Origin of the sequence: Candidatus Poseidonia alphae (assembly GCF_943787815.1) — an archaeon.
GTDB lineage: Archaea > Thermoplasmatota > Poseidoniia > Poseidoniales > Poseidoniaceae > Poseidonia > Poseidonia alphae.
The window spans coordinates 143,053-161,683 of record NZ_CALSNW010000003.1 but is presented as its reverse complement, the minus strand read 5'-3'; the positions used below and the strand labels follow the sequence as shown (position 1 = coordinate 161,683).

The following is an 18,631-nucleotide window of genomic DNA, read 5'->3' as shown; positions in this document are numbered from 1 at the left end:
AAATCCTCACAGGTCGAATGCAGTCGAGCAAATCGGACATTTTATCCGCTTCAACATCAAGTCTTTGACGGTAAAAGCTGCGTTGCACTCTGGACATTGTGCATCCCGTTTCAATTCGGGGAGAGGTACACCGGATGGCAGCGGCATTTCACCGGGCAAAGGCAACGGAGGAAGTTGACCAGGGAGCGGAAGTTCACCGGGCAAAGGCAACGGAGGAAGTTGACCAGGGAGCGGAAGTTCACCGGGCAAAGGCAACGGAGGAAGTTGACCAGGGAGCGGCATGGATGCGACCATATCTTGCACTTCTCGTTGTTGTTTTCGCTCCATACGACGTTGGAGTCGAGCATTGCCCTCCCCGTCTTGCACTTTACGCTCCAATTCTTGAGCGAGGGTAGGGTCTTCGACGATCAAGTCCTCTTCCATGACCGCATTGATTGAACCACTCACAGCGAGAGCAGAATCATCAGCATCCACAGAAAGGAGGGGTCCATCGTCTTGTTCTGGTTGTATCATGATCTCAATGCCATCGTGTTGGCCATCCCCCAAAACGAGGATTGCATCGTCCTCTTTCGAATGGGAACGCCTTACAGCAACAACAACCCCAACGAGGAACAGGCTGATGGTTAGGACCGCTACTGCAAGAATGATTCGCTTTGTAACATCTGTTCCAGGTAGTGGACCAAGAAGCAAATCTAGAATCGTGCTTGATTTAATTGAATCCTGGTTCCCTGCAAGCGATGCCTGCTTGTTAAGTGAGAACTCTCCACTGGTAGAACTCGAGCAAAGCAAGGTGTCTTCTTCCATTGATCCAATGCCAAACAGGATCCCACCAATGAGTAAATTGGACAGGCCATTTACGGCTTGCCCTTCGTCGTCAGCCAAAAGCCCCCAACGAACGACTGGACCGTAATAGTTGATTTCATCGTGGTAAAGGTAAGTGCCTTCTGAACGCATTTGAAGATGAATGGTGGTTGCACCTTGAGACAACAGACGGCTGGGTTCGCTGACCGACCACACTGAATCGGTCACAGCAGAGACTACGGTGGCCGATTTGCCCATTCCTTCAATCCATGCTCCGACCAAGCGGTCCTCTCCATCAACCACGAGAACTTCTAAGGCCACCTCTCCTGCATGGTCGCCTACGGAGGATTGAAACGTCCACGAGGATTCTGTAAACTCGCCATGGGTATACATCAAACCTGCTCGTTTGATGCCGGTCACATCTTCTCTGTATTCGTGGTAAAGGAGGTGGAGGTATTCATTTCCTAGTGCTACGCCTAGCGAAGGGGCGTCAACGTTGCTGATGTCCACATCAGCAAGTACCGTGATGGCGTTACCCCACGAGGGGCCCCGGTCTGGGGTAGAGGATGAAAGAACGAAGATGGAAGTGATGTCCTGCCACGAACCGCCAGTAGAAAGATCCCGATGATATCCAGCAAGAACCATCGTTCCGTCGTATTCGTCGAAGGCAAATCCGTGATAGGTACCTTCTGTGAGCTTCAATGCTTGCATGTGGTAGTGTTTTGCGGTTGTTTTCCCGGCAGCCGATATTGACGTCATGGCGATGTCCGTAAGTGTGTAACCTTCCGCATTGATGCTGCGCCGACTCCATGCAGCTTGGACCAGGCCGTCTTCACGTAGGTAAACTGCTAATTCACCACCCCAATCATCATCAAGCAGAATATCGCCTGGCATGGACAAGGACGATGAAATGGTCCGAACATGCAGTTCTCCATCGCGAGTGGTAAAGAGCAACCCTCCGTCAGGAAGGCCCACAAACTCAAGAGGAGTTTCCTTTGTGGCCAAGGAAAGTGTAGACTTTGAACCTAAATCGAAATAACCGGCTGTAGCGTTGAAGCTCAGTACACTGTGTTCAAGTTCAACACCTGAGCCAGTGAGGGTTGCACGATACGAATACACTCCAGGCTCGGAAACCACATCGGCAAAACGGGCGATGCTGTAGCCAGAACTCGTTTCCGAACCGGGAACCAGCGTAACGGTTTCCTCACCGATTGGTGAATTATATCTGCCGTCTTCCTTCGATTGCCTTGAGAGACTTATTTTGAGATTGGTCGCTTGGGTCTCGCCAAGATTGTCCACTCGTATCTTGATCTCAAACGGAGCATCTGGAGTGGGAATCACCGGATCCAATCGAGCGGAACCGGGTAAGAAGCGGAGCATGGGTTCAACAGGTCGGACATCGACCTGGAACGGGAAGGTGTAGGTGTTGTCTTCGGGATAGGGGTCGTTTTGTGCATCACTGGGGTCGATCAAAATACTGACATCATGGAGCCCGGCTTCGGTAGCCCACCAGTAAAGCGTGGCCTGAACCGATTCTCCTTTTGCAAGGCTGGAAACATAGCCCTCAGAGGGATAAATGGTTGAATCCTCCCCTGGGCCATCCAATCGGACGTAGATGTCATTGGCATCCAAATCCCCGCTGTTGCGTATTCCAAAACGTATCTCGAGAACAGTACCTTCCATGGCGGAACTCACCTGAAGCCCGCTGTCAAAGATCTCCACTGCTCCAGTGAAGGAGAAATCCGGAGCGGGGGGGATGTTGTCAACGAAGTAAGAACGCATAGAGATGTTACTTTTGATTCCTGATCCATTGAGTGCACGGATTTTGATGTCCACTTGTCCATCGTCGACGACGGTTGAGTCCCAGTTGAAGTTCCAATCAACGCTCTGTCCGTTTTCGTTGAAAACATCGGTTGCAAAGGTCCAATCACCTCGGTCGATTTTGTACTCTACGCGTTCTGCTTCAGCACCCTCAACCTTACCTGAAAACTCAACGAATCCCGATAATTTCGTACCCAATGAAGGGCCGGTGAAATTGATTCCCATAGCCACCAGGGGAATCTCATCGGCAGCATCTCCATCACATTCAGTTGCACCTAATGCAAAATCGAGGGCACATGCAGCATCAACAAGGCCAAATCCCCACTTGTTGTTCCACCGTTCTGAAACCGATGGCTCGGAGGCAAGCGGTTCACCTGACTGGCGTCTTGATTCCGATGAATTGCGTAACATGTCTTTAATCTCCTGGGGCGTCAAGTCTTCATCGGCTTGGAGCATTGCAGCAACGATTCCCGAAACCACAGGCGTAGCCATGCTGGTTCCGCTTTTTGATTCATATTCGTTGTCTGCAAGAGGCCGCTCAGGTTGTCCCGGGAAACTTGTCCCTAATGCGGCAGTGGCTGAAATGATGTTGCTGCCAAAGGCCGTGATGTCAGGTTTTAGTTCATCCCAGTCGTCGTCATCTCCATCATCCAAACGAGGGCCGTAATTGCTGTAATCTGCGAGTATATCGTCCGTCCGGTTGACCGAGTTTCGGTCATCCACCGACCCGATTGAAATCGCACCGTCTGCGCTTGCTGGTGAGGGAACACGCTGGTTTCCATCGTTCCCCATGGCAACAATACAGGCAATTCCCGCATCGGTAGCATCGTTAACAAGACGAGCTTCTGCACCTGAACCATTGTCACCGTCGTCATCAGGGTTGAGTGGAGACGATACGGACCCAAAGGACATCGATGCGACGTCAATACCTCGTGTTGATTCGTTAACACCCCAATCCGTGTTGACGTTGTTGATCATCCATTGCATTCCACTGATGGATGCCTGAGAATTTGTACCTCCCGAATCGGTCAGGACTTTGATGTCTACGAGATACGCACCCATTCCAGTCCCGGTGTGGACGCGATCTGAACCCCCGGTTCCAATCGCCGTGGCAGCAACGTGAGTGCCATGACCTTGCCCGTCGTCAGGGTCTTCCGTGCCGTCTGGGTTTGGATTGGCAGCGGTTGCATCAAAACCAGCCACCCATTTCTGGTCAAAATAACTGGTAGCGTCAGCATCGGGTTCATCATCCAAGTCATCAAAATCGTTGAGAGCTCTATGCTCGTTGTCTACGCCAGTATCCAAGACGGCTACAACAACACCTTCACCGTTGAAGCCTTGCTCATATGTTGTGTTGGAATAGGTGTCAGAAGGCATGGACTTGGCGGCCTTAGAGGCAACTCCGTTGAAGGGAACCATCACGTTTTGCATTTCGATGACGACAACTCCTTCAAGATGATAAATGTCCATGAGCGCACTCACTGGGACCTTATCCAAGACGATCGCATCCAGCGAATCCAGCACTTGATACCATGCACCCTGTTCTTCCCCAATCCAACCGTGATGGTCAAGGACAGCGTCCAACTCCGAGAATTCTTTAGATTGAGGATGCCAGGCATAGTCAACGACAATGGCAACGGTTTTCCTTCCATCATCGCCGAATATCGACGTTGGAGAGATGGACTCTTGACCGTCCATTACACGCTGCAATCGGTCATCCATGCCATTCCAGTCCAAATCAGGACCGTATGCAAGCCACCACATCGGCTCTTCCGATGATGGACGGTCGCCTCGGTCAATCATGCGTGTTGGGCGGAGGCAAAGTTCCTCACCGCACATCAATGGGGGAAGGGAATCAATCAAAATTGGGTCTGTAAAAAGCACCGCATCATCCTGCGTCGTTTCTTGAGCGAGGGCCATCCCGCTGACATCGGCGATTAAGATGATGAGGGCAAACAAATATGCGGCTCTACGGTGCGAATTTATTACTGAAGATGTTGTCTTCAATCGCCTCACCATTTGTTGGATAACAACCCCCCCTTTGAGTCTATCCACTTCAGGGTCTTTGGCGTTGCGGTTTCAACTCAACGGAAATGGCGTGGCCAAAGGGGACCGAAAGTCGCATTCAAGGCGAAGGCCATTCAAAATGTGTGCTCGATGTTGAACATTGAAGTCGTGGGCCGGATTGCCGCTCCACCAACCCGAGTGGGCCGTTGCAAGTTGGGCAGGAGCCTGCATCTGCAATGTGTTCCATCCAAGCCATTCGGGTTTCAGGCTCGTCGCCTGCCTGAATTAAGTTCTTGAACGGTTCCCGCAAGTGCTTTGGAATTGCAATTCCACGCTCTGTCCAAGGATCTGCGAGTTCATCCAGCGAGACCATCGTGGCTTTCATTTTACGAAGACGGGCCGATACAGCGTCTTGCCCGCTTGGCCCTCCATCAACAACCCCAAGTTCGACCGGACCCCCACGTGCAATGAGGGGTAAAAAGGCGTAAGCGGCAACAAAACCACCAATATGAGCCATGTGTGCAATTCCGCTGGATTGTCCAGAATCCATTGTTGAGAGCGCTCGAATAAGTTCCATCCCAAAGTACAGAAGAGCAATGAAAACGACCGGCCATGGGCGAATTAAAAGCAGAGGGAATGGAATTTCATCCTTTGGCCATCCAGAAAGATAAGCCCCTAACAATCCAAATGCTGCCCCCGACGCACCCAGAGCCATGGTAGTTGAGCCCGCGTTAAACAGCGTCCAACACAACGAACCACCGAGAAGGCCAACAATGTAGACCAGAGCAAAGCGCCTTCTTCCCAAACGCTGTTCTAAGGGGACGCCCACCAAGGCAAGGATAATGACATTGCCGAGAACGTGCGTGAGGTCATATTGGCTGTGAAGAAAACCGGCTGAGATCAACGTATGCCAGAAGTCCGGACCTCCATTCGTTCGGGCAGGAACCAGTACAAAATCAGACCAGACCCAAAAATATACCAAATCCCAAGAAGCCAAGACCGACCATAGCACTTGGACTACCGACCCGAGGAGAACGCTCACGGTAATTCCCATCGCCAAGGACGTATCTGTTCTGAACGCGTAAACAATCGGAATCGTGATGACCACCATCCACAGAACCAAAACGGACAATTCCGCAGGGCTGAAGACGCTCACGGCAAAGGCCATGCCTGCCCCTTGAGGTGGTCCTCTTTGGAGTTGATGCATGATTCCAAGCGAATAGGAGGGTTCATCCTTAACACCCAAGTGCAAGGACCATGGCGAAGACCCTCTTTGAAGCGGTCGATATTGAAGTTCGTCGAGGGATGGGCATTGTTCTATCCGACCATCATGTTGAATTGAAGCAAGGTGATGTTATGATTTTAGAAGGCCCTAACGGGTCAGGGAAGTCAACCCTGATTGAGGCGGTTGCGAGACTCCTCCCTCTTGAAAAAGGGCACATCTCGCACGCAGGCACATCGGTTGTGGACCATGAAGGGCGGCGAAAAGCCTCACCAATCAACGTCACACTCGTTCTCCAAAAGAACGGGTTATTGGGTTGTGAACGGGTTCAAGAACACCTCCAACTCGCCATGAAGATGACAGGGTCAACTGTTGACACAAATGCCTTTCTTGAAGCGTTCTCACTCACCCATCGTGCAAACGATAACGTGTCTCATTTATCCCAAGGTCAAGCGAGGAAAGTGGCTGTTCTTTCAGCACTCCTGCCTGCATTTGCAAGTTCCGAACCTTGCCTCGTCCTCATGGATGAACCTGACGCAGGTTTGGACGATCGCTCCATGGACTCTCTGTGTGAGTGGATCTCCGAATTGCATCAGTTGGGCCACGGCCTCCTCATCAGTACGCACGATGACCGCATCAAATCCTTGGCTACCGTCCGCCACCACCTTCCAGATGGAACCACCACTGTCCTCGAAAAGGACGTTGAGGGGCCGGCCTCCTCCGACCGCCCAACGACCCCTCAAGCAAAGGTCACACCGGGTCAATTCGGTTGGAACATGCAGTGGCGAACCTTGGCTTGGTTGAATCAAAATGCCATGGCGGCTCTGCTGACCCTCGGGATTCTTCTCTCCATGGGAGATTTGAGTGGCGACCTCAGCGAAATGCAACAACTGGGCTTCATCCTAGCACCTGCCTTAGCGGCCGGACTTTGTGGTGATGCAATGGTGGCAATGTGCAGAGAAGAACGAGCGGGTTCGTGGTGGTACTGCGTCAGTACAGGAACCCCCCATTCGGGGATGCTTCCTTTTGTTCTCGGCGGAGCGATTACACTTCTCTCCAGCCTCGCATTCACCGATGGCCTCGCGGTAGAAACGGTGGTAATTGGAGCATTGTTAACTGGATTTGTCGCTCACCTGCTCCGATTGGCTCAACAAAGCACAGAACGTCTCGCACGCCCACAAGCTGTGTTCGTTGGTCTCCTCACTCCGGTCCTCATTTTGCCTTACGCCTTGTTGCTTGACCTGTTGACCCGTTAACACAACCACCTTCAAGAAGGGCGGCCATCCCCGTTAAATCATGAAGATGAAGGTCGGAGAGGTTCTCCTTATCTTCGGATTCACCGGCATAGCATCCACCATGGTGCTCGCGTTTTTGTGGGCCCCAAGCGTGTCCATCAATGCCTTTGAGTCGCCAGCCGCACAGCGCATTTTTTACTGGCATGTCCCTTCAGCATGGGCTGCGTTTATTGCCTTCGGAGCACTCTTTGTGGGTTCTGCCGGCTGGATGTTTAAACGGTCTGAATTGATGTGGAGAATTCACATCGCCGGAAGTGAAGCAGGATTGGCTACTGGCCTGATGACCGTATGGTCAGGTTGCGTTTGGGGTGCTGCTGAATGGGGCACTCCATGGGATTGGAGTGATGTGCGATTGAACACTTTTGGGCTACTCACGCTCCTCGCCATCTATCTTGTGTTGGGACGAAGCAGTCAACCGGATGGGGTCGAAACCCGAGATACATTCGCTGCGTTCGGACTCTACGGTTTCATCTTAGTACCGTTTACCTACGTCGCAACCCGGATTTGGTCCATCCGCCATCCAGGTCCTGTCATCGGCACCAATGACGGCGGATCTCTCAATGCGGACATGGGGCTTATCTTGCTCTTTGGAACCCTTTCGTTTACGTTGCTTATCTTCGGTCACATGCTCACTTCAATGCGGATTACTGCGTTTGAACAGCGAATAGAAGCACTTCAGATTCAATTGGATGGAGGAAAATAAGATGGAAGGAATGACCTATCTCGCTGTTGCATATTTCGGAATGATCGTCGCGGTAGGCTTGTGGACGTATACCGTCGTTCAGCGCAGCCGTCATCTCTCTGAACGAATGGACGCCCTCGAGGCGGCAGTCAAAGCAGCCTCACGGGAAGTTGTAGAAGATTGAATTTCAATGCCCCGGCCAAGATATGGGCCACAATTTGAAAGGTCAAAGGGCAAACCGAGGAACGAGGGAGAGAGATGGACAGCCGGCTTGGAGGTGAATTTTGTTTGGTCTGTGGGGCTGAACCTCCTTTGTTTGGCGACAGAATGTGCGAACCTTGTCTGCGGACTCGTACTCAACTCGCAAAGGTTCCACAAAACATTCCTTGGGTCCGTTGCGCACGCTGTGGCATCGTTGAAATTCAAGGGAAATGGGAGAACGTTACCGATACCGAAGTTTGGGATGAACTCCTTCATCGACATTTGGAAATCCACCCCAAGGCTGAAGACATCAACCTCGGGATGGAAACGGTAACGGTCTCAGACCGGCATACCCTCCTTCACGTACAAGTTGAAGGCATCATTGATCAGTTGCTGTTCAAAGAAGAACATACGATGCGAGCTCGCATGGCAAACGGAGTTTGCCTTACCTGCACCAGAAGGGCCGGGAATTATTTCGAAGCCACCGTGCAACTTCGCTCAAGTGGCCGACGACTCACCGAAAAAGAACTCACAAGTTTGCGCGGAACCCTTGATGATGTGTTGGAGAAACTCTCGGATGACCCCATGTTTTTCATTACCAGCGAAGGTCCCGTCACAGGAGGTTTTGATGTTGTTCTCGGAAGCAAAGGCCTCGCCCGAACATGGGGCAGGCACATGGTGACCGAATACGGCGGCATGATTGTGGAAACCAATTCTACCGTGGGTCGAAAGGACGGAGTGGATGTCACCCGATTAACGCTCCTCTACCGGAAACCGGGTTATGAAATTGGAGACGTTGTCATTTGGAGAGACCGCATGTGGAGACCTTCATCTTGGACAAAAGAAGGAGCCCTCATGGAGCGAGTGGACCGACAGGAGCGCACCGGCGCATCATGGAGGGACCTCGAAACCGCTCGAGTTGTTGCACAGCGGCATGAATTCACAACCGTGGATTTCATCAATGAAGATGCATCGGTTGGCGAATTTTTAGACCCTAACGATTGGTCCATGCAATCGGTACGACTTCCATTTGACCATACCCCTGGAAGAAAGGGCATTCTCATACGGCGTGATGGTGAGTGGCTTGCTCTGCATCATATGGGCTTAGACACTGCTTCGCCAGAACCTGAAAAGGAGGACTAATCGATGGACGAGCCCCAAGAAGAAAGAAATCTGGTTGACCTCGCCCAGCAACTTGACCAAGGAAACATGTTCGGGTACGTCCAGTCTTTCGTGAATGACCTACAAGGAGGATTTGCAGCGGTCAGCAATGGGCAATTTGAGTGGTTGGAAAACCTCCGCACCGTCCCATGGACGGGAGTGTTGTGCCTCGGAATGGGTGGAAGTGCCGCAGGTGGACAATTCTTGTCGACACTCGCAGCCCACCATGGGAATCGACCCATTATGGTTCAACGCGACTACACGCTGCCCTCCTGGTTTGATGCCTCATGGCTGGTACTTGCGACCAGTCATAGTGGCAATACAGAAGAAACCATTCAGGCCGTTGAATCTGCATTGAAAACAGGCGCTACTGTCATTGTCATCGCCACGGGAGGAATACTTGCTGGACTTGCAGAAACCTCTCCAAACTGCCATTTGATTCCGAGCATCGGCGGACAGCCACCAAGAACTGCATTTGGTCATATCTTTAGTCGCCAACTCGCTTGCATGGAGGCACTTGACATTCTCCCGAAGCAAGGCCATGAAGAACGAGAAGCTATGCTTCAACGATTGACGCTAATCAACGACCAATTTGATGTGCTTCAAGACCCAGAAGGCGATATTGCACTGCTTGCATCCACGATGATGGACCATCCCCTTTCGGTGGTTGGCCCTACGGAATTGACACCTGCACTTCACCGCTTCAAAAATCAGATCAATGAAAACGCTGCGAGGTTCATGCGAGTCGGAATTTTGCCCGAGATGAACCACAATGAGAGCGTTGCATGGGGTGGGGTCGGCGAACACGGAGACTCAACGAACCAAGACCACGTTCTTCTGTTCCTCACGTGGGGAGAGATGCACCCGAGGGTCCAACAGCGGTTGAACTGGATGGTCGCTCACTCCCCTACAGAACTTGCTTGGAACTTGGTTGGAGAAGGCGAATCCTTGCTGGAGGCGCTGCTTTACCACTGCATTATCATGGATTGGTTATCGATTACGCTGGCGTTGCTTCATGGAAAAGACCCAGAAGCGATCGCCCCGATTGTTTCACTGAAAAATCACTTGCAATCCGTTCAGTAAAGTGGACCGCAAATGAGGCGCGGGTCAGGATACAATTCCAGAGCCTTTTGACGTTGGCTTGATTCAACAACGCCTGGAAGGTCGCACTCCTGCGGCGGCTCAAGCGACATCTGTACGTGAACATGGGGTGGCCATCCACCGTTTTCCTCTTCAACACCAAGGGCTGCAAGTTGTTCACCGCGAACAAACGATTGACCTTTTTCCAAATGCTCAATGCTCTGAAGACTCAAATGTCCATAGAGAACCCAGAAGGTGACCGGAGCACCGCTTACTGGCTCCCCAGGATTGGACGGAAGGGATAGATGGTGTTCGGTGACGAGGGTTGGTCCGTAAGAACCGTCCTCGGCGTTGACGCCGAGGTCATATACCACCCCGTCAGCGAATGCATGAACTGGAGTGCCTGCCGGACCGCCGAGGTCGAGTCCAACATGAATATCCCTAATCCCCTCGAACAATTCTGTAGTGTACATCTGCGGGCGATGTTCATTGTACCTGCCCACCGAGTAGATATGAGGCGACTCCCATCCACTTTTATTGACTCTTGTGAAGTCATGGACCCAATAGGCTTCATCGAACAAAACAGTGGGGTGGAAGGCATGCTCGGCCGTGACCATGATGTCGAAGAAACGGCGATTCTACTTGAGCCTTCGGCGAACCATCAAAACAGGAGTTGGGATTGGAGGGGTCATGCTTGGAAGCATTGTAGTGGTCCTCGCACCCTCTCTTCTTCCGGGATGGGCGCTTTCTACAGTGCTTGACGGAAGCAGTGACCGCTTTCGAAAGGCCCTCTTGGCGCCTGCTCTTGGCCTTCTGGTCGTCTTTGGAATCTCAGGGCTGCTGTTGTTGCTCAATATCTGGTCGCCCCTCTCCATGTTGGCCGCCCTCCTGGGAGCAAATGTTTTGGCTTGGAAATTAATGAACACCCGACATGAAGTTCTGGCTCAGCGAACGCGATGGCAGATGCTTGAAGCCGCCATGCACGGGGAAATCAGCCAACAAGAAGACCCCGCCCTTAGCAAAGAAGCATCAACTCAGTTGGAATTCCGGCGTATGCGCAAGTTCCCTCTCTACGTCGTATCCTTCTTGATTGCGAGTACCGCCCTGCTTCCCCCCTTGCTTCAACGTCTGCCCTTCGGTGTCGACTGGATTGGGTTTGCGATGCTCACTCAACAAGTTGCATTGGAGGGAAACCTCAGCCTTCCGGGAACCAACCAAGGGTTCTGGACCTATCCGCCAGCATTTCCATCTCTTGCAGCATGGATCTCGGTAACTGCATCAATTGATGCCGCGACTGCGGTTTTTCATCTCGGCCATTACAGCCTTTTTGTGCTCCTCATTGGTTTGATGGGTGCATTTGACCGACATGGTGCTGGCGCATATGGAATGTTTGGTGTTGGCCTTGGGCTCGGTTTGTTCGCAAAAACATTTGACTCCGGATATCCAAGCGTTGCCAGTCAATTGGGATTGATTGTAGGCGTTCTCGTCTTGCTCCGTCCGACTCATCAACGCCAACGGCATCACACGTTGGGAGTCATGTTAGCACTGATTTGTGTCGGACTGATTCATCCAACAGGAGCTATTTATCTGGCTGCGCTCATGCTCTGCCATGTATTGCACGGCATTCAGTTTGATGATGAAGACCACCAAGAGATGATGCGGAAGTTTGCTATGCTGGCATCAGCATTCATCACGGTAGGGTTCACAATTGCTCTTGTGGTGATTGCGCCCCGATTGTTCGACGAAGCCGTATTTTCAGAATACGGTTGGCAGGGGGGCAAACCGATGCTGGTTTACAATGGATTCTTATTGATCGTCGCCTCGTTTGCAGGGTGGTCCCTTCGCAACACGCTTGAAGGAAGAATTGCCCTCACCTGGTTTGCAAGCCTGTGGCTTTTGAGTACGGTTCATCTGGTAGAAGGCTTGCAGCATATTCCAATTCTTTCATTGTTATCCTATACGCTGTATTCAATGGCCCTTCACGCATTTCATATCCCCCTTGCAGTACTGGTCGTATTGTGGTGGTCACCAACCACTCAATTATCTGAACTTCCCGAACGCCCCCTACCTGTATTCAGTTCCATGCCTGCACCACTTTCGGTTGCTCTAATGACCCTGCTTTTGCTCGGGACACTTCTTGCCCAAAACATCGCATTTGAATTGTCAACACACGATGAATTGTTTTCCGTCACACCCGGCGACCTCACTCTACGAGAAGAGTTGGAAGGTCTCGATGCGGGAGTTGTCTACACGGAAAACATGCATTGGGGGTACATTTGGAATGCTCCAAATCAACTTGACCCAACCAGCATCCCCACGCTTGGACTGGTCCATTTGACGGGGAGTGAACAAAGCAATGCAACCCGAGCGATCTTCAATGACAATGCTTCATACTTCCTCAAACATAACATGAGGTATGCCATCACGTCTCCTCTTGGTTCAATGCAATGGACGCTTGCAACATCGCCTCTATGGGCTCCGATGATACAACATGACGGGGCTGTTCTTTGGGCCTTCAATTCACAAGGTGATGCTGAGATTCCTGAACTTCAAGCCATCACCATTGAGGATTGTTCCGAGTGCACACCCCGACTGGACCCGTGGCGAGACCACCGCTTTAGAGACCCACTGGGCCTTGGTGATGACCGTCCCTTCCTCATTGAAGGGACACCGGGTTCGATTTCAGTCACTTCACCCTCACAAAATCATACAGAACTGTGCGTTGTCTACGAAACCGTAGGGCTTCTCGAAGGCATTTACCTGAAGAGCGAGAGTGGACTCATACGCCCCTTCCAGACCCTTAACAAACATGCTGGATACCATCGCCATTGCATGGACCTTATGGATGACCAGCCCATTCAAGAACTCAATATTGAATGGGAAGCAACTCAGCCTTCTGGGTGGATTAATCCCCTTGGCCTATCGGGGAGAGACAGTGTCATGTTCGACAATACAGGCGTGCGTCTTCATTGGTTGGAATGGAGCATGAATTGAGAGGAAGTTCAATGAGTGAGAACCAACGAGAACCTCTCATGAATCGCCTTGTCGTGCTGCTACCGGTGCTCAATGAGGCGTTGGGCCTTGAATGGGTACTTGAGCGACTGCCGATAAAAGAACTTCACGACCAAGGATTCGAGACCGCAGTGTTGGTCATGGACGGCCACAGCACCGATGGCACAGATAAAGTCGCAGAACAATTTGATGTCCTTTTCATGGAGCAAGATGAAACCGGCAAGGGTACGGCCATCCGTCACGGATTTCGAGAAACCATAGCAATGGGAGCTGATGTTGTGGTGATGTTGGACGCTGACGGAACCTACCGCCCCTCGGAAATGTTGGATTTGCTCAAAGGGCTTGAAAACGCAGATGTTGTCATCGGAGACCGCCTCAATGGGGCGATTTCCGCCGACGCCATGACACGATTCAATTTCGTTGGAAATCATCTTCTGACCTGGTTCGCCACTGCTCTTTATGGAGTCACATCCAACGATGTTTGTTCAGGCTATTGGGCATTTTCTCGCAAAGCGGTCGACCAACTGATGCTCAACAGCGTCTCTTTTGAGATCGAAGCCGAAATGTTTGCGTCCATGATCCATCAAGAACTTTCATTCAAATACAAACCGATATCCTACTCCGCACGAATTGGGGAAGCAAAACTTGGCTCTACCGCAGATGGCTGGAAGATTCTCCGAAAACTGGTCACCCGCCGTATCTTCCCCGACCCCTTAATGTGAGTCAAGCCAAGTCCTCAAAGACCAACACCGTCTCGGCGGGTCATGGACCGTCTCAAAACCGTGGTTTTGGGCGCTAGTGGCTTGGTCGCTCAACGTTTACAACAGCGTCTCCATCAACATCCGTGGTTTGAATTGAGTGCAATCGCTGGTAAAAGTGAGCGGCAAGGCGAGATGTTGGACAGCATCCAGTGGAGACTGGATGAGGAAAGACCATCGTTTGGGCCGCTGAAGATTGAGGACGTCCATAATACGGAATTGCCTAAGAAACTCTACGATGCAGGAATCCGAGTGGCTTTTTCTGCCCTTCCTTCAGAACATGCTGTTGATGTTGAACCGATGTGGGCACAGTCAGGGATCACCGTTTTTTCTAACGCGAGTTCTTACCGCCAAGCCGATGGAGTTCCTTTGGTCATTCCTGAGATCAATCCGAACGCAATGACGCAAATTGGAACGATCGGATATCCCTTGGTATGCGCCACAAATTGCACGCTGCTGCCCATTATTATGCCCCTCACGCCAATGCACCAATCGTTTGGGCTGCGTTCTTTTTCGGTGCGAACCGAGCAAGCGCTTTCAGGTGGAGGATACCGCTTACTCGACCATCAAGAGGGAAATTTGGAGCCCTTAGAGCAGGAAATCCCCGGGGAGGCCATCAAAACAGAAGCCGAATTCCGCCGAATATTGGATTGGGACGGGACTGCAGAGATTGCATGCAAGCGCGTGGAGCGAAAAGACGGCCACCATGTTTCAGTCAAGGCTGTATTCGAGAACGAGATGACCTTGGACGACATCCATCAATGCCTCCATCAGTGGAACGCTTTGAACGCCAACAATGAACACCCAAGCGCACCCTATTCCCCACTCATGTTCCCGTCTGCTCTTGATGTGAAGAGCCACCTTTTCGGGGACGGGATGGCGTTCGAAGATGCACCCAACCCTGCAAAGAATCTCAAGACGGGGATGGCCATTGTCGTTGCTTCAATCGAGTGCTTGGACTCCCGTACTGTGACGTTTGAAGCTTATTCCCACAATACCATTCGTGGGGCTGCAGGAGGCGTGGTTTATCTTGCAGAGCTCGCATATACCATGCATTTGTTGGGAAACGGTAGCAGTTAACCCGCATGGCTAAAGGGTGGAACCGCTCCCTTTCATTCGGTGCGAGCATGGGTATTACCGCAATGATTCCTGACACGACCATCGGCCAACTTACCCAAGAAGCAGGCAAGCGATGGGGCGAAATCTGGGACGTCAACGCCGCACGCATCTGCATCATGCTCCTGTGCCCTCGTAAAGAGCGCAAAATGATGGAACTCCATGGTGATATGGTCGACCACGGCCAACCGGTCATGGCCTCGTTCCACCGCCCTCGGGCAGAAGCACCACTCCTCGAAGAACAAGGATTTGACACGCGGGCGGCATCGTTCCAATTCGTCGACCTGGCAACGGCTGACCTCGGATTATGGATGCAACATTTGGTCACCAATGAAGGGTGGTTACGAGGTTCCATTCAAATTTCGTCTGTTCCGTTTTCAGTAGGACTGCCGACACAACGGCCTTTTGAGACCATCAAGACGTTGTACTTCAGGCATCCTTCATTGCCCCCATTGGAACATTATTTTCTCCCATTCCCACCGGATTCACTCCCCGGGAAATGCTTTGTGAGTTTGCCGCGACGTGCTGCAGCTGAAATGGCGAGGCAACAAGCAGAAGTGCTCGGCGTGGGAAGGCTCGAAAAACCAAAGCCTGAGCCTGTGCCAGAACCGGCACCTCCTGTGGAACCTGAACCGGAGCCTGCGGTTGAATCCGAGCCCGAAGATGTGGTTCAGGATGCACCTGTTGAAATCGAAACTCCAAAGGCAGAACCTGCCCCTTCAGTACCCCTCCCACCGAGTTCCGCACCAAGTCCTGCGATGGAATCCACATCCACAGAACTCCCAACTCCTATGGCTTCGTCAGAGGATGCACCGCAGGAACTACCACCCGTTAAGCAAGTGGAACTTCCGGAACCTGAACCGGAAGTTAATTCTCAATCCGAGCTGGAGATTGAACTCCGTGCCTTCTTCCAAGAACTGATTGAAGCAGGTGTTGAACCGTCATCGTTCATGGACGACCATCGCTGGGAAGATTTGAGCGAACGTGCTCTTGCAGAAGGTCTTGAGACATGGCCAATCCTACTGGAAATGACCGCCATGGGCTGATAAAGTTAAAATCTAAGAGACGAGAGGAAAGGCTGGGTAACGACATGGGATTCTGTATCAACTGCGGACAACAACACGCTGATGGAACCCGTTTCTGCCGGTTTTGTGGCAACCAACAGCCCGGTGAGCCTTTGCTCCAACGACTTCGCATCGAAGCACAACAGATTCATGCCATGCGTTTGCAAATGCAGGCACAGCAGCAAAACAATCAGTATCAGCAGCAACCTCGCTGGTGAAGCGAATGCGCCCCAAACACTTGGCCATTCAATTGTCAAAACTTCAGCCTCATCCCTGTTTGGACGTACAACTGGAACAATACGCAACTGAAGGCGACCTCGCATCGTATTGGATGTTGGCCGTAGACCAACTTGATGAACTTGAAGGCAAAACGGTTCTTGACCTTGGGGCTGGAAACGGTGTATTGGGAATTGCGTGCCTTCTGCTGGGTGCTAAGCACGTTCATTTCGTTGAATGCGATGATGCCGCCCTTGAAGTGCTACGGTTTAACTTGAAATCAAGTTACAATGAAGAATCATGGACCATCCACTCAATGCGAATTGGTAAGGACGATTGGACCGTTCCTGAAACGGACCTCATCGTTATGAACCCGCCATGGGGCGTTCAAATGGCCAAAGCAGATCGCCCGTTTATTGAGGCCGCGTTGAGCACCCAATGCACTGCAATTCATCTCCTCCACAGCCGAAGTTCCAAGCACATTGGGGGCATGGTTCGAGACGCTGGATGGAAGTACGAACACGTGATTGCAACCACGTTCAGATTGCCTGCACAATACGGACATCATTCAAAGCGCTCAAGTGATACTGAGGTCCTCTGTTGGCGAATCCATCGACGAGGAGATGCCCGTTTGCCTGCCGAAGAAGACCAGTAGGACTGGGAGGGGGGTTGAAAAGGAGGGAGTCCCCGCCTTCAATTAGCGAAACGGCGTGCGACCCAACTCGGGCCATGTCCGCTAAAGGAATGATAGACATGACGGCGAGCCTCGTCACCCCAGGAAGCATCATTGGCCAAGAAGGTCAACACACCACCGGTGAAGGTACAGCACTTCACGACGGAAACATTATCGCAACCGTGATCGGTTCAGTCCATGTTGAAGACGGTTTGATCTCGGTTGGAGCCAGCAAAACGATTGTTGAACCCAAAATTGGTGACACCGTACTTTGTGAAGTCACCAAGCTTAACGAAAAGAACGGGGAAGCTATGATTCATGTGATCGAGGGTCAACAAGGCTCCATTCAACCGCAACACCTCTACGGACAGTTCTACGTAACTGGACTTGTCGACCGATTCATGCATCAAACATCTGATGCTCTGCGACGAAGAGATATTTGCCGTGCTCTTGTCAAGGAAGTAACCCCCGTTGTCCGTTTGGATTTCCGAGACCGAAATGATTGCGGCGTTCTTCACGCCATCTGCCCGCCATGCGGCGACACGCTCACCCTCCACCAAGACGGCGACTGGAACATGCTCTGCCCCACCTGTGGATCTCAATCTTACCGAGCACTTGCCGATAACTACGGTGCTGGATGGGCGGAACTCGAACAAGGAGCGAGTGCCATGAACAACTCCGGAAAGCGCTGGGGTGCAGAAGCAGAAGCTATGTTTGCACGTGGACCTGCTGGCCGAGCAACCTTCATTGCAGCCGATGTCCGTGAGGACGGGCGTGAGCGTACATACTTCCGTTTCGAAGGCATGGGTGGAGGCCGTGGTGGCCGACAAAAAGCGGCACCTGGAACTCGATTGTTCGTAGGCGGTCTACCTCGTGAAGTTGGAACCGAAGAACTGCGCGCACTCTTCGCAAAGCACGGTGAGATGACCGATTGTATTGTGTTGGTTGATGACGCCGGTGCGAACCGCGGATTTGGATTCGTCACCTACGGCAGCAAGGCCATGGCCGATGCAGCCGCATCAGCACTTGATGGCCATCGAATCAACGGACGACGTATTGGAGTTCGTGACGCCGATAGCGATGATAAAAAGAAGAAGAAAGGTGGACGAAGAGACCCCGAAGGACTCAAACTTTACATCGGAAACCTGCCCTTTACTGCGACTCAAGAGCAACTGACCACGATGGTCGGTGCTCATGCAACGGTCAATGAAGTCGTCATGGCTACGGACCCAGCGGGTAAATCCAAAGGATTCGGCTTTGCATTCATCAAGGATATGGACAAAGGAGAAGCCGTTGTCAAGGCACTGAACGGAATGGAACTCGAAGGACGTAAAATCAAGGTCGACATCGCCAAAGCCAAAGCAGGCAAAGGTGGAAAGGGTGGCCGAGGACCAAAGTCTGGCGATAGCGATGGAGGCAAATCTTCACGTGAACTCCAAGCCATTCGTGAAGAGGAAGAAGGCGGAAAGAAGCGAAAGCGACGTCCTCGACCGAAGAAGGATTGAAGTCCAGTCTACTTCCC

General features: G+C 51.8%; 15 protein-coding genes. 11 read left to right on the top strand and 4 right to left on the bottom strand.

The genetic code is table 11. The annotated features are described in order from the left end of the window. Positions 1–6: 6 nt before the first annotated feature. Both AAA857_RS05560 and AAA857_RS05555 read right to left on the bottom strand, forming a co-directional pair. Positions 7–4,641, bottom strand: coding sequence for a S8 family serine peptidase (locus AAA857_RS05560; RefSeq protein WP_338173963.1), 4,635 nt, complete (start codon positions 4,639–4,641; stop codon positions 7–9). Between the two features lie 106 nt (positions 4,642–4,747). Continuing rightward, the gene (locus tag AAA857_RS05555; protein WP_338173960.1) at positions 4,748–5,875 is read right to left on the bottom strand and encodes a rhomboid family intramembrane serine protease; all 1,128 of its coding nucleotides are present in this window, start codon (positions 5,873–5,875) and stop codon (positions 4,748–4,750) included. A gap of 11 nt (positions 5,876–5,886) precedes the next feature. On the opposite strand from AAA857_RS05555, the gene AAA857_RS05550 reads away from it, so the two are divergent. The 5 genes from AAA857_RS05550 to AAA857_RS05530 all read left to right on the top strand — a co-directional run bounded on the left by AAA857_RS05550 (position 5,887) and on the right by AAA857_RS05530 (position 10,273). Continuing rightward, on the top strand, positions 5,887–7,107 hold the full coding sequence (locus AAA857_RS05550) for an ATP-binding cassette domain-containing protein (protein ID WP_338173958.1): 1,221 nt from the start codon (positions 5,887–5,889) through the stop codon (positions 7,105–7,107). Between the two features lie 40 nt (positions 7,108–7,147). After that, positions 7,148–7,849: a cytochrome c biogenesis protein CcsA gene (gene ccsA / locus AAA857_RS05545; protein WP_338173956.1), complete on the top strand. Its 702-nt coding sequence runs from the start codon at positions 7,148–7,150 to the stop codon at positions 7,847–7,849. A gap of 1 nt (position 7,850) precedes the next feature. Beyond that, complete coding sequence (locus AAA857_RS05540) at positions 7,851–8,012, top strand: hypothetical protein (protein WP_338173954.1); 162 nt, start codon at positions 7,851–7,853, stop codon at positions 8,010–8,012. Positions 8,013–8,086: 74 nt separating this feature from the next. Continuing rightward, a complete protein-coding gene (locus tag AAA857_RS05535) occupies positions 8,087–9,172 on the top strand; it encodes an NMD3-related protein (protein ID WP_338173952.1) in 1,086 nt (361 codons plus the stop codon). A 3-nt stretch (positions 9,173–9,175) separates the two neighbouring features. Beyond that, a complete protein-coding gene (locus AAA857_RS05530) occupies positions 9,176–10,273 on the top strand; it encodes an SIS domain-containing protein (RefSeq protein ID WP_338173950.1) in 1,098 nt (365 codons plus the stop codon). On the opposite strand, the gene AAA857_RS05525 is transcribed toward AAA857_RS05530, so the two are convergent. Further along, positions 10,267–10,887: a peptidoglycan DD-metalloendopeptidase family protein gene (locus AAA857_RS05525; protein ID WP_338173948.1), complete on the bottom strand. Its 621-nt coding sequence runs from the start codon at positions 10,885–10,887 to the stop codon at positions 10,267–10,269. The two genes, AAA857_RS05530 and AAA857_RS05525, sit on opposite strands and share 7 nt — an antisense overlap. 73 nt (positions 10,888–10,960) lie before the next feature. On the opposite strand from AAA857_RS05525, the gene AAA857_RS05520 reads away from it, so the two are divergent. From AAA857_RS05520 to AAA857_RS05505, 4 genes are read left to right on the top strand one after another with little or no spacing between them, the layout of a single operon-like run. Then, positions 10,961–13,264, top strand: coding sequence for a hypothetical protein (locus AAA857_RS05520; protein WP_338173946.1), 2,304 nt, complete (start codon positions 10,961–10,963; stop codon positions 13,262–13,264). 11 nt (positions 13,265–13,275) lie between these two features. Then, on the top strand, positions 13,276–14,004 hold the full coding sequence (locus AAA857_RS05515; RefSeq protein ID WP_338173944.1) for a glycosyltransferase family 2 protein: 729 nt from the start codon (positions 13,276–13,278) through the stop codon (positions 14,002–14,004). Between the two features lie 42 nt (positions 14,005–14,046). Further along, positions 14,047–15,120 (top strand): hypothetical protein, encoded by a 1,074-nt coding sequence (locus tag AAA857_RS05510; RefSeq protein WP_338173942.1) that lies wholly within the window; start codon positions 14,047–14,049, stop codon positions 15,118–15,120. Positions 15,121–15,125: 5 nt separating this feature from the next. Continuing rightward, a complete protein-coding gene (locus tag AAA857_RS05505; protein ID WP_338173940.1) occupies positions 15,126–16,202 on the top strand; it encodes a hypothetical protein in 1,077 nt (358 codons plus the stop codon). 57 nt (positions 16,203–16,259) lie between these two features. On the opposite strand, the gene AAA857_RS05500 is transcribed toward AAA857_RS05505, so the two are convergent. Then, entirely contained in the window at positions 16,260–16,466 is a 207-nt protein-coding gene (locus AAA857_RS05500; protein ID WP_338173938.1) for a hypothetical protein, read from the bottom strand. A gap of 31 nt (positions 16,467–16,497) precedes the next feature. On the opposite strand from AAA857_RS05500, the gene AAA857_RS05495 reads away from it, so the two are divergent. Together AAA857_RS05495 and AAA857_RS05490 are read left to right on the top strand one after the other, a co-directional pair. Continuing rightward, positions 16,498–17,091, top strand: coding sequence for a methyltransferase (locus tag AAA857_RS05495; RefSeq protein WP_338173936.1), 594 nt, complete (start codon positions 16,498–16,500; stop codon positions 17,089–17,091). A gap of 74 nt (positions 17,092–17,165) precedes the next feature. Then, positions 17,166–18,614, top strand: a complete 1,449-nt coding sequence (locus AAA857_RS05490) for an exosome complex RNA-binding protein Csl4 (RefSeq protein WP_338173934.1) — start codon at positions 17,166–17,168, stop codon at positions 18,612–18,614. Positions 18,615–18,631: the final 17 nt, after the last annotated feature.